The sequence below is a fragment of the Pseudomonas sp. ASL8 genome (assembly GCF_056680355.1).
Genome location: NZ_CM155278.1, coordinates 815815 through 829074, shown reverse-complemented (window position 1 = coordinate 829074; position 13260 = coordinate 815815). Strand labels below are relative to the sequence as shown.

Sequence of the window (13260 nt, the reverse complement as noted above, 5' to 3'; positions counted from 1 at the left end):
GCAGAGTGATCAGTAAGGCCCTGAATAGTGATTGTTCAGGACGTAAAACAACAAAAAAAGATCCAAGAGCGGAGTAAAGCAATGAAAAAGTCCAACCTGGCGCTTGCTGTAGTGACAGCTGTCGTAGCCCAGCAAGCGGGTGCAGCTGGTTTTCTCGAAGACAGCAAAGCCAATCTGAAGCTGCGCAATTTCTACATCAACCAAGATAACCGTGATGGCATCACGGCCAAAAACAACAACTATCAAGCGGAATGGGGCCAAGGTTTCCAGCTTGATTTCACGTCGGGTTATACCCAGGGTCTTGTTGGTTTCGGCGTTGATGCAATCGGCATGTTGGGGGTCAAACTGGACTCAAGCACCGCGAAGCACGGCAACCCGACCGGTAACAACTATGGCGGTATCGTGTTCCCGAGTGACGGCGACCACGCGGTTGATGATTTCTCGAGCCTGGGCCTGACCGCCAAGGCCAAGATCTCCAAGACCGAACTGAAGCTGGGTACTTTGCAGCCGAAGAACCCGGTCATCGTCACCAACGATGGTCGTCTGTTGCCGCAAACCTGGCAGGGCGGCCAAATCACGTCGGCCGATATCACTGACCTGACGCTGGTTGGCGGTCAGATCGAACAGGTTAAAGGCCGTAACTCCAGCAACAACGAGAACCTGTCCATCGGTGGTGCGAACAACCCGATTACCGGCCGATTCAGTAACAAATTCATGTATGCCGGTGGCGATTACAAGCTGACCAAAGACCTGACATTGCAGTACTACTACGGCAACCTGGAAGACTTTTACAAGCAACACTTCCTTGGTCTGGTCCACAACTGGTCCATCGGTCCAGGTGTACTGAAGAGCGACATCCGCTACTTCAACAGCAAGGATGACGGCGCTAACAGTCACGACCCCGCCTACTTCACCACCGGTTTCTACGGCGGCAAAGTGACCAAGGGTAAAGTCGACAACAACCTGTACAGCGGCCTGTTCCTTTACACCCTCGCGGGGCATACCTTCGGTGGCGGTTATCAGGTCAGCAACGGCGACAGCGACTTCCCTTGGCTGAACCAGGGTGACGGTTCGTCCAACGGCACCATCACCGACATGCAGATCCAGAAGTTTGGCCGTGCCGGGGAAAAAACCTGGCAAGCTCGTTACGCTTATGACTTCGCCACAGTCGGTCTGCCGGGCGCAACTGCCGGCATCGTCTACCTTAAAGGTGACGATATCGATACTCCGACCACCAGCGCCAGCGAGTGGGAGCGCGACCTGACCCTGGCCTATGTTGTGCCGGCTGGTACGCTGAAAGGCTTTGGTGTGATGTGGAAAAACGCCATGTGGCGCAACAACATCCCTGGGCAGAACCAGCAAGACGAAAACCGCGTGATCCTCAGCTACACCCTGGCGTTGTTCTAACGGCAGTTCGACTGTGCAGAGCCCTCATCGCTGGCATGCCTGCGATGAGGGCTCAGGTGCACGCGCAAAAGCCTGTCAACGGCTCACCAACAACTCATCAATCAAACTCAAGCAATGCGTCAGGCTGGGCGTTACATCACCCACGCGGCGGCTGAGGATGATGGGCGAGGTCGCGTTCGATTCGAACAAGGTGGTGTAGCCAATGTCTACCCGGTGCAGCAATTGCACTGAGGCGGGCACCAGGGTGATGCCGATGCCTGCGCCTACCAAACCAATCGCCGTCTGCATTTCGTTGGTCCATTGCGCGACGTTGATGCTCAGGCCGTGGGCGGCGAATAGCGCCAGGATGTGGTCGGCATAGCTGGGTCGCGGGTTGCCGGGATACAGCACAAAAGGCTCGCGTGCCAGTTGCGCGAGTGTGGCGGGTCCCGCGAGCAGCGGATGGCCGGCGGGGAGAGCGGCGACAAGCCGGTCTTCGGTGAGGATGCGCTGATGGATCGCCGGATCGTCGATGCGAATCCGACCAAAACCGATGTCGATGCGTCCGGCTTTCAAGGCCTGCACTTGCTGCAGAGTGGTCATTTCCGACAGCCCCAGTTCCAGATCAAGCTGCTCATCGCTGCGCAGTCGCCGAATCAACTCGGGTAACACGCCATACAGGGTCGAAGGTGCGAAGCCGATCCCCATCCACGTCTTCTGGCCAGCGCCAATGCGCCGAGTGTTGTCGCAAACGGTGGCAAGTTGATTGAGCAGGGTATGGGAGTGTTCGTAGAAATAACGCCCGGCCTCGGTCAGGCGCAACGGGCGACCGCGCTCCAGCAGTACAACCCCGAGTTCATCTTCAAGCTGTTGGATTTGCCGGCTCAACGGTGGCTGAGCGATGTGCAGCCGCTCTGCGGCGCGGGTGAAGTTCAGGGTCTCGGCGAGTACCTGAAAGTAACGCAGATGGCGAAGCTCCATAGGGACTCCTTGGCAGCGCCACGTGAGGGGCTTCTGCATACCTTTAAAGTATCGAATGAGACTAATTCTATATTGGAAAGGCTAAAAAGGTCGGCTCAATATCAAGGTTGAAAACAAAAGAACCTGATGGGTATTGAAATGACTTCTACCGTGATCACGTCGCTGGAGACGATTATCGTCGACCTGCCGACCATCCGCCCGCACAAGCTGGCCATGCACACGATGCAGAATCAGACACTGGTGGTGATTCGGGTGCGCTGTTCCGACGGTGTCGAAGGCATCGGCGAGTCCACGACTATTGGTGGCCTGAGCTACGGCAACGAAAGTCCGGAAAGCATCAAAACCAACATCGACACGCACTTGGCGCCCCTGCTGGTCGGCCAGGATGCGGGCAATATCAACGCCGCCATGCTGCGCCTTGATCGCGCTGCCAAGGGCAACACCTTCGCCAAATCCGGGATCGAAAGCGCACTGCTCGATGCGCAAGGCAAGCGTTTGGGTCTGCCCGTCAGCGAGCTGCTCGGCGGCCGGGTCCGCGATGCGTTGCAAGTGGCCTGGACCCTGGCCAGCGGCGACACGGCGCGTGACATTGCCGAAGCCGAAAAAATGCTCGATATCCGCCGCCACCGGATCTTCAAATTGAAAATCGGTGCCGGAGAAGTACACAAGGATCTGGCCCACGTTATCGCGATCAAACACGCCTTGGGCGACCGCGCCAGTGTGCGGGTCGACGTCAATCAGGCGTGGGATGAAGCCGTGGCAATTCGTGCTTGTCAGGTATTGGCCGACAACGGCATTGACCTGATCGAGCAACCGATCTCGCGCAATAACCGTGCGGGCATGGCCCGTCTGAATGCGCGCAGCCCGGCACCGATCATGGCTGACGAATCCATCGAATGTGTTGAAGATGCTTTCAACCTGGCCCGCGAAGGCGCGGCTTCGGTGTTCGCCCTGAAGATCGCCAAGAACGGCGGCCCACGTGCCGTGTTGCGTACCGCTGCGATCGCCGAAGCGGCAGGTATCGGTCTGTATGGCGGCACCATGCTCGAGGGTGGCATCGGCACGCTGGCTTCTGCTCACGCGTTCCTGACCCTTGCCAAACTCACCTGGGACACCGAGCTGTTCGGGCCACTGTTACTGACCGAAGATATTTTGACCCAACCGCTGGTCTACCGCGATTTCCAACTGCACGTTCCACGCACGCCAGGCCTGGGTTTGAGCCTGGATGAAGAGCGCTTGGCGTTCTTCCGCCGTGACAAGACGTCCGCTGCCATCAGCCTTGCCTGAGGAGGCCATCAACATGTTGTTCCACGTAAAAATGACCGTGAATATCCCGCTCGACGAGGACCCGGAAAAGGTCGTCCGGCTCAAGGCTGAAGAAAAAGCGCTCTCCCAGCGTCTGCAGGAATCCGGCAAGTGGCGACACATCTGGCGCATCGCCGGGTTGTACGCCAACTACAGCGTGTTCGACGTCGACAGCGTTCAGGAACTGCACGACCTGCTGATGCAATTGCCGTTGTATCCGTACATGGCCATCGAAGTGAATGCCTTGTGCCGTCACCCTTCATCGATTCGCGAAGACGACCGATAGCCGACTCCCGTGCTTGCGTGCTTCCTAATAAATATAAAATTTGAGGCTCTGATAATGACTGTAAAAATTGCTCAAACCGAAGGCGTCCAGCAATTCCTGAAGGAAGCCAGTGGTCAGCTCAATGACGCGGGTAACCCACGGGTCAAGGCGCTGGTGCATCGCATTCTGAAAGACACGGTAAACATCATCGACGAGCTGAGCGTGACCCCGGAAGAGTTCTGGAAAGCGGTCAACTACCTCAATGAACTGGGTGCTCGCCAGGAAGCAGGCTTGCTGGTTGCAGGCCTTGGCCTGGAGCACTACCTCGACCTGGTGATGGACGCCGAAGACGAAGAGGCAGGCAAGTCAGGCGGCACGCCGCGCACCATCGAAGGTCCGTTGTATGTGGCCGGTGCACCTCTGAGCAAAGCCGAAGCGCGACTGGACGATGGCACTGATGCCGGCACCGTGTTGTTCATGAAAGGTCAGGTCAAGGATCTGGATGGCAAACCAGTCGCCAACGCCATTGTCGATGTCTGGCACGCCAATACCGGGGGTACGTATTCGTACTTCGACGGCACGCAATCCGAGTTCAACCTGCGTCGCCGTATCGAGACCGATGCCCAAGGCAACTATCGTTTTCGCAGCATCGTGCCGTCTGGCTACGGTTGCCCACCGGACGGTCCAACGCAACAGCTGCTCGACCAACTGGGTCGCCACGGGCAGCGTCCGGCGCACATCCACTTCTTCATCTCGGCCCCAGGTCATCGCCACTTGACGACCCAGATCAACCTGTCGGGTGAGCAGTACCTGCACGACGACTTCGCCTACGCCACTCGTGATGAGCTGATCGCCGACATTCGCTTCAGCGAAGACCCGGCTGCCGCCCGTGCCCATGGTGTCGAAGGCCGCTTCGCCGAAATCGACTTCGACTTCACCGTGCAATCCTCCGATGCGGCCCAAGAGCAAGGTCGCATGGAGCGGGTGCGCGCGCTGGAGAGTTGATAGAGGGGTTTAAACTGTAAAAAAACAGGTGCTTCGGCGCCTGTTTTTGTATGGGGCAGGCCGGTGCACTTAGGCATTGGATTACAGGTGACATACTGAGTGGTTATATACATAGCTTGCTGGCAAAGTTGCTGTATCGCAGGGTCGATTATTAAGGCGGCGACGTGCGAAAGTAGATGAGTTAAAGGGAGTAGTATGACTTTATTCAGGTGAAGTTGCGTTGATCAAACTCTTGATAGGTAGCTATCGATTATAGGTGGCGTCAAGGCTTAATTTGGTTAGATCAAAGTACTATAGACGAAAGGCATGCGCTCAAAAAAAGGGTCAGTGCTATACGTGCTCCTCAAGAAAATTTTGAATTAAATTCATATTTTTCAATAGGTTATGTAAATTTAATTTTCATTGAATTTTGCGCAACGAGACCGATGCCTGCCCATGCGAGTGAGGGTGGGGACACGTTTAGCGATGGACACAGTAGCGAATAGCCATTCTAATGACCTGACATTTTACAGGGGAAAGTATGGGCTAATCCGTCTAGCCCCTCCTGGTGCGGTTCGACGAATTGATGTTGGTACCCAGTCTTTGAGAATAATAACGCTCGGTGAATTCTCTGCTGAGATGTCATCGCTTATAACGCATCTCGATTTAAAAGAATTCGAGGTGAGTGAGTGTCGCAGTCTCAAATTACTCCCCTCTTTATCGGGCAGCCAAGAGGTGCTGCTGACAGAGCAGTCGTGGCTCTGCACACTCTCATCAGTCGAGCGTGGGGAGTTAAGTGAGCGCGCACGCGATGTAGCCGAGTGGATTGTGCTGTCCGACGCAGCGGATAGCGTCCAGGATCAAATCGAGTGGCAGCGACTCGGGGTCAGTCTTTTTTCCCAGTGCCCGCTGGATGTCGATTGTGTCGTTTCTCTCATCGAAGCAGCCCGGACTCGGCGCAGCGCGACCCCATTGCGCGTCATTCTGCTTGACTGCAATCAGTCAAGCTTGACCGCTAAGGCGGAAGCCTTAAGAGATGTCGGCATTAGTGTGTTCTCCACCCCCGACCCGCTGGCGGCGCTGGACGCTGTTAATCATTTCAAGCCCGACGTTTTGGTGGCGAGCGCCCATTTGCCCTCCCTATCAGCCGGGGAGCTCTTGGTCATCGCGCGGCAACGACCTGAAAATACTTCATTACCCGTCATTTTTCTAACAAGAGGCGCTGACGTTGAGACGATGCCGCAGGTCAAGGTGTCGAGCGGTGTTTGCTTTCTGATCGAGCCTGTTGGCTTAGAGCTATTGGTGGCGACTCTCAGCTCGCAAGCGTTGGGTTATCGTGCTGTAAAAAGTGCTTTTGTTCGCGTGCGTGAGGATGCACGTCGAGCGCGTGCCCGCCTTAAAGCGTTGCGTTCCGCGATCGATCAACACGCCATCATTAGCGTCGCGGATGGGGCTGGCAATATTGTGCATGTGAATGACCGCTTCTGTCAGATCAGTGGTTACAGCCGGAAAGAATTGCTGGGAAAAAATCACAGGCTGATTAAGTCAACTGTTCACGACTCAACCTATTATCAAGACTTGTGGCGAACCATCAGCGCCGGGAAAACATGGCGCGGCGAGCTGTGCAATAAAGCCAAGAATGGTGAGATTTATTGGGTTGATGCAACGATCATCCCTTTTTTAGACGCTGCCGGAAAACCCGTTCAATACATGTCCGTTCGCACGGATATTACGGCATTGAAATGCAGTGAAAACGCGCTGCGCTTAAGCCACGAAAGGCTTCGCTTGAGTCAGGAAGTCACCAGTATCGGTACATGGGACGTGAAACTGGCGAACGGTGATGTCTCCTGTTCGGACCGAACCTTGCAACTCTTTGGCTTTGCGGCAGGCGTATTAAAGCGGGACTACGGCGACTTTCTCATCGCGGTGCATATTGATGACCGTCAAAAACTGACCCGCATCATTAACGTCAGCATTGAAAACCGCTCACCCTATGAAATTGAGTTTCGAGTCGTGTGGCCAGACAACACGGTGCATTGGTTGCAAGAAAAAGGGGCTGTCGTCAGTGACGAGACCGATGGTGCTCTTCACATGCTGGGTGTTGTGCAAGATATTCACGTGCGCAAGATGGCCGAAATTGCGTTAGCTGAAAGCGAAGTTCGCTTTCGTGGGGCGTTCGAAGCGTCTGGCATCGGCATGGCCTTGATCTCATTGTCAGGCGCTTGGTTGTTGGTCAACGGTGCCTTGTGCTCAATGCTCGGTTTTAGTGAGGATGAACTGCTCGCCACCGATTTCAAAACCTTGACCCATCCTGACGACATCGCGGTCGACCAAGCTTTTTTAAGCAAACTTCTCAGTAGCGAAATGTCGAACTGGCAGCACGAAAAGCGTTACTACGCCAAGGGCGGACGGATTGTTTGGGTGTTGCTCAATATTTCGGCAGTACGTAACGACGATGGGCAGTACGTCCATTTCGTCTATCAAGTGCAGGACATTACGGCGCGCAAAATTGCCGAGCAACGCTTGGCCCTGTTTCGCAACGTGTTCGACGCCAGTGGTCAATGCGTCAGTATCACCGATGGGCAAGGGCTGATTATTTACCAGAATAAGCGGCATGCTCAAGAACTAGGCTATTCAGACAAAGAGTGTATCGGGCAACCCTTCACCCTTTTCCTGCCCGAGAAGACTGCCGGGACCTACGCCACTGAGCTGTTAAGTTCAGCAGCGGAGGGTAAAAGCTGGGTGGGTTACATCCCCATTCGGCGCAAGGATGGCAGTGTCTATATCTCCTCCAGCAGCATTGGTTTCGTCAGGGGCGAGCGAGGAGACCTGCAGAATTTATTTAATATCTTCACCGACTTCAGTGAAGAACTGGCCCGCCGCAATGAGCTCGCCGACGCCCGAAAAGCGGCCGATCAAGCGAACCAGGCTAAATCTGATTTTCTCTCGAGCATGAGCCACGAGCTGCGCACGCCAATGAACGCCGTCCTTGGTTTTGCACAAATGCTCGAGTGTGACAGTGACCTGAACGCTGATCAGAAAGACAGTGTCCAGGAGATTCTAAAAGGCGGTAAACACCTGCTGGAACTCATCAATGAAGTGCTTGATTTAGCCAGCATTGAATCGGGGCATGTCAGCCTCTCGCTCGAGGCAGTTGAGCTGGCCAGCCTGCTTAAGGAATGTTGGAGTTTTATCCATATTCTGGCGGAAGCAAGGCACATTACTTTGCATCTCAATGTCCCGGCGGGGATCGTCGTGTGTGCTGATCGGGTGCGTTTGAAACAGGTCCTTTTGAACCTGCTTTCTAACGCCGTTAAATATAACCGTGAGGGCGGTGATATTAGCGTCGGCGTACAACCTGTTGATGATGAAAAACTCAGAATCACGCTGACGGACACGGGAATCGGCATTCCATCTGACCGTGTCCCCGAACTGTTTCAACCCTTCAATCGACTGGGCGCAGAACACAGTGGCATTGAAGGTACCGGTATCGGGCTCACTATTTCTCGTCGCTTGATAGCGTTGATGGGTGGGGCGGTCGGTGTTGTCAGCGAGGAGGGCGTCGGTACGACCTTCTGGATTGAGCTACCCACTCAACCCACAGAAGAGAGGCTCGATTCGAATAACAACGTCGGCAATACAACACCCGTTGGTACTGTGCCCTCGCGCGAAAAATGTGTGCTGTACCTTGATGATAATCCGGTCAATGTAAAGTTGATGGCGGGTGCGTTTGCAAGGCACAGCCATCTACACCTGGTGACCGCAGTTACACCACCGTCAGGTGTTGAATTAGCGGTAGCCTATCGGCCCGATGCAATACTTCTAGACCTGAACATGCAGAGCATGGACGGCTATAAGCTGCTCAACGTGCTGAAAGGGCGCCTTGAAAAAACGCCAATTATCGCGCTGACCGCTAATGCCATGTCCCATGACATCGAAAAAGCCCTTTCCGCCGGCTTCGCCAAATGTCTCACCAAGCCCATCGACTTCGGCCTGCTCATGAGCACGGTAGAAGGCTGTTTGGCTGACAGTAAGGAGGCTCAGACATGAGCGCACAGCCCACTAACCATTCTTGTATTTTTGTCATTGACGATGAAACGACCAATCTTAAGCTGCTGCACAAGATGCTGGTCAGTGAGGGATATTCCAGCCCGGTTCTGATACAGGATTCGCGTCTGGTTCTTGAGCGCTATAAGGAATTACGACCCGATCTTATTTTGCTCGACATCAATATGCCGCACCTGGACGGCTATCAGGTGATGGAGCAGCTTAAGGCGCTTGATGACCCTTTGTTGCCACCCATCATTATGCTGACCGCTCAATGCGGCCAGGACTATCTGCTGAAAGCACTGGCGGCAGGTGCGCGGGATTTCGTCATCAAGCCCTTTATACGTGTTGAGCTACTCATGCGTGTGCGTAATTTACTGGACGCTCATCTGGCTCATCGATTAGTGCACAGCCAGAAAGCAACGCTGGAACGCATGGTGCAGCACCGTACAGATGCTCTGTACCAGGCACGTATACAGGTTGTTCATTGTCTTGGGCGTGCAGCGGAATATCGCGACAACGAAACGGGGCTGCACATTGTCCGAATGAGTCTGTATTCGGCACTGTTGGCCAAAAGCATGGGATGGACGGACAGCGAGTGTGAACTACTGTTGCACGCCAGCCCGATGCACGATGTCGGCAAGATTGGTATTCCGGATTCGATTCTGCTCAAGGCCGGTAAGTTTGAACCCGAAGAATGGGAGGTGATGAAAACCCACGCGGCGATTGGTGCGGAAATTCTGGAACATGGGGATTCGGAGTTACTGTGCCTGGCACGCGTTATCGCGTTAAGCCATCACGAAAAATGGGACGGTAGTGGCTACCCCAACGGGCTGGAGGGTGAAGCCATTCCTGAAGCAGGACGTATTGTTGCGGTGGCCGATGTCTTCGATGCCTTGGCGTCATCACGCCCCTATAAGAAAGCCTGGCCGGTCGAGGACGCAGCCGCGTACATCGGGGACAACGCCGGCAAGCACTTTGATCCGACAGTGGCTGAGCATTTCTACAAGAACTGGCCCGCTATTCTGGCGATACATAACAGCCATATGGAGCCACAGGAACCCTAGGCATTCGCTTTTAAAGTACCGATTTACGTATGCCATTATGATTAACTAAAGGGGCCTGCCATGCTCACCCATTTGCGCTTGAGAAGTAAACTGTTGCTGTTAACGCTGGTGCCCATTTGTGCGCTGGCTTTTATCGTGTGTGCGGTCGTCATCCAAGCGTTGCAGACGCTGGCGGATCAACAAGAAACCCAGACCCGCGAGCGCCTGATTGAAGATCATCGTGTCGAAATAAAGCAATATGTAGAGGTGGCGATGAATGCCATCGCACCTATTTATGAAGGGTCGGACAACAACGACATCACGGCGCGTGACCAGGCCGTCACCCTGCTAAAGCGTTTGAACTACGGAAAAAGTGGCTACTTCTGGGGCTATGACAGCCATGCCGTACGTATTTTTCAAGGCAACACCAACGATAAAATTGGTCAAAGCTTCTATGAGTTCAAAGACCCCAATGGCGTGTATGCAATTCGCGAGTTGGTGAGTGCGGGGCGAGACAATAGTCACTATGTTCACTACAGCTTCCTCTTGAGTGACGGCAGTGTGCTGGTGCCGAAAGTGGGTTACTCCCTCTCTCTCCCCAAGTGGGACATGGTTATCGGCACGTCCGTCAATCTTGATGATGTAGAGGCACAAGTAAAAGCAGCACGCAGTAGTTTTGATACCCGCGTTCACAGCCTCTTGATGGTGATGATCGGCTCTGCGGTGGGCCTGCTTATCTTCATGGCGGTGTTGGCCGTCATGATGAGCAGCACCTTGCTCAAGCCATTGTTACGGATCAAACGCAATCTGGACGATATGGCTTCTGGCGAGGGCGATTTGACTCAGCGCTTGCTGGTGACAAGCCAGGATGAGCTGGGGGAATTGGCCAACTCCTTTAACCTGTTCGTTGCAAAGATTCATGTGTTGGTACAACAGGTCGCGGGCACCACCGGCAAACTCTCCACGCTCGTCACGGCCGTGGCTAATCAGGCGCATCGTTCCGAGCAGGCGATCAGTGCTCAGCGCCATGAAACTGACCAGGTCGCCACTGCCATCAATGAAATGTCCGCTGCCGCCCATGAAGTTGCCCACAGTGCTCAGCAAGCGGCCGACGCAGCGAGCGAGACTGACAAAGAGGGGCAGACGGCCAAGCAAGTTGTGGATAAAAGCATCTCCCAAATCCATCAGTTGGTGACCGAGGTTCGAGGCTCCAGCGATACCATGGAAACATTACGTCAGGATGTGCAGAGCATCGTGAGCGTTCTGGACGTGATCCGTTCGATTGCCGAGCAGACCAATTTGTTGGCGCTCAACGCGGCGATCGAAGCTGCACGAGCGGGTGAAGCGGGACGTGGCTTCGCGGTGGTTGCTGACGAAGTACGCGCCTTGGCCAGCAGGACCCAGCACAGCACGGGTGAAATCCAGGTAATGATTGATCGTTTGCAAACGGCCACCAGCAAAGCCGTTGCGGCCATGCAGCATGCCAGTGAGATGGGAGAGGACACTCAAAAACACTCGAATCTTGCCGGTACGTCGCTGGACGCCATGGCTCAGTTGATCGCAACGATTAACTCGATGAATGCCCAAATTGCCAGTGCTGCGGAAGAGCAGACAGCGGTCGCTGAGGAGATCAATCGTAGCGTCCACCAGATAGCTGTCGCCGTGGACAGTGTCGCAATCGACGCTGTAGAGGGCGCGCAGACAGCCCGTGAACTGAGCAGTCTGGGCGCTCAATTGCAAGGGTTGGTGGGGCAGTTCAAAGTTTGAATAATGGGGGCAACAACAAGCGGGCAGTTGTCGTTGCGTGCCCCATCACCTCAAAGTCTGGTGCGAAGGTGACGGGGCTCGCCGTGACTTGCCGGTCGCCTTAATGGCTCTGGGCTTTTTGCAGCGCCTGGGTCGTTAGAGAAATGCATTCTCTTGCGCCTTCGTCGTTGTTCCTGGCGAGGGCTGCTTCGGCTCTATGGACGGTGGTCTCGACATCGCCCTTCAGTTGCTCGTTCAATTGGGGATTGCTCACCAGAGCGTCTCTGACTTTTTGCAGGTTTATCTGGCACAGACTGCTTTCGTTCCCGGCAAACACCGGGGCCGCCAATAGTGCAGTGGTAAGGAACAATCCAGTCATTACTACGCGTTTCATGGACATCTCCTTGAGCATGTGGGGCTCGGCGGACGCGGCGTAATCTGCGCGGGTCGCCGGGGTTGGATACAGGCTCTGATCCATTGGACCGAAGCCCCGCGATTATAACGATACGCAATTATTTCCGCTTGAACTCAATCCCTACCAGTTTGCCATCAATGAACTTCAGGTATCGGTAGCCACCGTTGGCAGGTCCATAGACCCAATGCTCAATGGTCACAGATCCTCGCTTCAGATACCCGTTCTCGCCGATGACGGGGTCGATCACGTTGGACTCCGACGGTTTACCGCACTTTTCGATGACCTCGGAGGTGGTCTCTCCTCCGGAAACGATGCCGGTACCACAACGCATCGATCCTTGTGCGCTCGCGCTCAGGGTTAGCAGCAGACTTAAGATTAAGTATCGATTGATCATGGGAGGTGTCACGACGTGGTCGCTTGAGTACCGGCAATGCGGTAGACGCAGCGTCGTGCGTCGCTGAGCAGATGCTCTTCCCGGACAACCGTAGCGTCCTGTCCGGCGATTTCCTGAAACACCTGCAACTCGGAGCGGCAGAAGCCTTGGCATGTGCGGGCGGCTGCACAAATCGGGCAATGGTCTTCAATCAGCAACCAATCCTTGCCGTCGCGCTCGACGCGCGCCATATACCCCTCCTGCGTGCGAATCATCGCCAGTTGCTCCAGTCGCTCCTGCAAGGAGTCGCCCGTACAGACCTGTTGATAGCTCGCTCGCGCGTCCACTTCGCGTTGCGTAATCAAGCGATCCAGACCTTCGTCCCCAAAAATCTGGCGTATCGAACCAATCAACTGCACGGTCAATTGGGCATGCGTATCAGGGAAGCGACCGTTACCCGCCTCGGTGAGCACCCAGTTCTGGTGCGGGCGACCGACGCCGGATGCTGCTTCCAGTCGACCTTCGATCAAACCCGCTGCTACCAGCTTTTGCACCTGCTGACGCGCCGCCTCGGCAGTCATGTCCAGGGCCTGGGCAATGGCTGCGTTTGAAACGGAGCCCTTGGTTTTGATGAAGAGCAGGATGCGATCCGGCGTTGGCAGTGAGGCCGAGATATCCAAGCCTTCTCTTGTGTAATTCAATGTAGCCACCT

The 13260-nt window shown here is 54.9% G+C and carries 11 protein-coding genes and 1 pseudogene; 8 read left to right on the top strand and 4 right to left on the bottom strand.

Annotated elements, in window-relative coordinates:
* Nucleotides 1-81 precede the first annotated feature (81 nt).
* The gene (locus tag AC1MEA_RS03885) at nucleotides 82-1407 is read left to right on the top strand and encodes an OprD family porin (protein ID WP_219064286.1); all 1326 of its coding nucleotides are present in this window, start codon (nucleotides 82-84) and stop codon (nucleotides 1405-1407) included.
* A gap of 75 nt (nucleotides 1408-1482) precedes the next feature.
* Here the strand turns inward: AC1MEA_RS03885 and AC1MEA_RS03880 are convergent, their stop codons facing one another.
* Nucleotides 1483-2367 carry a LysR family transcriptional regulator gene (locus AC1MEA_RS03880; RefSeq protein ID WP_480916782.1) on the bottom strand — a complete coding sequence of 295 codons (885 nt, stop codon included), beginning with the start codon at nucleotides 2365-2367 and terminating at the stop codon, nucleotides 1483-1485.
* 138 nt (nucleotides 2368-2505) lie between these two features.
* On the opposite strand from AC1MEA_RS03880, the gene AC1MEA_RS03875 reads away from it, so the two are divergent.
* From AC1MEA_RS03875 to AC1MEA_RS03845, 7 genes and pseudogenes are all read left to right on the top strand, one after another.
* Entirely contained in the window at nucleotides 2506-3654 is a 1149-nt protein-coding gene (locus AC1MEA_RS03875; RefSeq protein ID WP_480916780.1) for a muconate cycloisomerase family protein, read from the top strand.
* A 13-nt stretch (nucleotides 3655-3667) separates the two neighbouring features.
* On the top strand, nucleotides 3668-3958 hold the full coding sequence (gene catC / locus AC1MEA_RS03870; RefSeq protein ID WP_322177734.1) for a muconolactone Delta-isomerase: 291 nt from the start codon (nucleotides 3668-3670) through the stop codon (nucleotides 3956-3958).
* A gap of 54 nt (nucleotides 3959-4012) precedes the next feature.
* A complete protein-coding gene (catA, locus tag AC1MEA_RS03865) occupies nucleotides 4013-4942 on the top strand; it encodes a catechol 1,2-dioxygenase (RefSeq protein ID WP_480916779.1) in 930 nt (309 codons plus the stop codon).
* Between the two features lie 465 nt (nucleotides 4943-5407).
* Entirely contained in the window at nucleotides 5408-8971 is a 3564-nt protein-coding gene (locus AC1MEA_RS03860) for a PAS domain S-box protein (protein ID WP_480916778.1), read from the top strand.
* Nucleotides 8968-10035 (top strand): HD-GYP domain-containing protein, encoded by a 1068-nt coding sequence (locus AC1MEA_RS03855; protein ID WP_449634855.1) that lies wholly within the window; start codon nucleotides 8968-8970, stop codon nucleotides 10033-10035. Before AC1MEA_RS03860 ends, AC1MEA_RS03855 begins: the two co-directional genes overlap by 4 nt.
* A gap of 60 nt (nucleotides 10036-10095) precedes the next feature.
* A pseudogene (locus AC1MEA_RS03850) lies at nucleotides 10096-10875 on the top strand (cache domain-containing protein); the annotation flags it as partial.
* 201 nt (nucleotides 10876-11076) lie between these two features.
* Complete coding sequence (locus tag AC1MEA_RS03845) at nucleotides 11077-11781, top strand: methyl-accepting chemotaxis protein (protein ID WP_480918093.1); 705 nt, start codon at nucleotides 11077-11079, stop codon at nucleotides 11779-11781.
* A gap of 100 nt (nucleotides 11782-11881) precedes the next feature.
* Here AC1MEA_RS03845 and AC1MEA_RS03840 read toward each other — a convergent pair whose 3' ends face one another.
* From AC1MEA_RS03840 to AC1MEA_RS03830, 3 genes are all read right to left on the bottom strand, one after another.
* Entirely contained in the window at nucleotides 11882-12154 is a 273-nt protein-coding gene (locus AC1MEA_RS03840; protein ID WP_219064278.1) for a hypothetical protein, read from the bottom strand.
* 118 nt (nucleotides 12155-12272) lie between these two features.
* Nucleotides 12273-12506, bottom strand: coding sequence for a DUF2845 domain-containing protein (locus tag AC1MEA_RS03835; RefSeq protein ID WP_480916777.1), 234 nt, complete (start codon nucleotides 12504-12506; stop codon nucleotides 12273-12275).
* Between the two features lie 71 nt (nucleotides 12507-12577).
* The gene (locus tag AC1MEA_RS03830) at nucleotides 12578-13249 is read right to left on the bottom strand and encodes a helix-turn-helix transcriptional regulator (RefSeq protein WP_480916776.1); all 672 of its coding nucleotides are present in this window, start codon (nucleotides 13247-13249) and stop codon (nucleotides 12578-12580) included.
* Nucleotides 13250-13260: the final 11 nt, after the last annotated feature.

Excerpts from the sequence above, each read along its gene's own strand:
- AC1MEA_RS03885 (WP_219064286.1), top strand. The coding sequence starts at position 82 with ATGAAAAAGTCCAACCTGGCGCTTGCTGTAGTGACAGCTGTCGTAGCC.
- AC1MEA_RS03880 (WP_480916782.1), bottom strand. The coding sequence starts at position 2,367 with ATGGAGCTTCGCCATCTGCGTTACTTTCAGGTACTCGCCGAGACCCTG.
- AC1MEA_RS03875 (WP_480916780.1), top strand. The coding sequence starts at position 2,506 with ATGACTTCTACCGTGATCACGTCGCTGGAGACGATTATCGTCGACCTG.
- catC (WP_322177734.1), top strand. The coding sequence starts at position 3,668 with ATGTTGTTCCACGTAAAAATGACCGTGAATATCCCGCTCGACGAGGAC.
- catA (WP_480916779.1), top strand. The coding sequence starts at position 4,013 with ATGACTGTAAAAATTGCTCAAACCGAAGGCGTCCAGCAATTCCTGAAG.
- AC1MEA_RS03860 (WP_480916778.1), top strand. The coding sequence starts at position 5,408 with ATGGACACAGTAGCGAATAGCCATTCTAATGACCTGACATTTTACAGG.
- AC1MEA_RS03855 (WP_449634855.1), top strand. The coding sequence starts at position 8,968 with ATGAGCGCACAGCCCACTAACCATTCTTGTATTTTTGTCATTGACGAT.
- AC1MEA_RS03845 (WP_480918093.1), top strand. The coding sequence starts at position 11,077 with ATGTCCGCTGCCGCCCATGAAGTTGCCCACAGTGCTCAGCAAGCGGCC.
- AC1MEA_RS03840 (WP_219064278.1), bottom strand. The coding sequence starts at position 12,154 with ATGAAACGCGTAGTAATGACTGGATTGTTCCTTACCACTGCACTATTG.
- AC1MEA_RS03835 (WP_480916777.1), bottom strand. The coding sequence starts at position 12,506 with ATGCGTTGTGGTACCGGCATCGTTTCCGGAGGAGAGACCACCTCCGAG.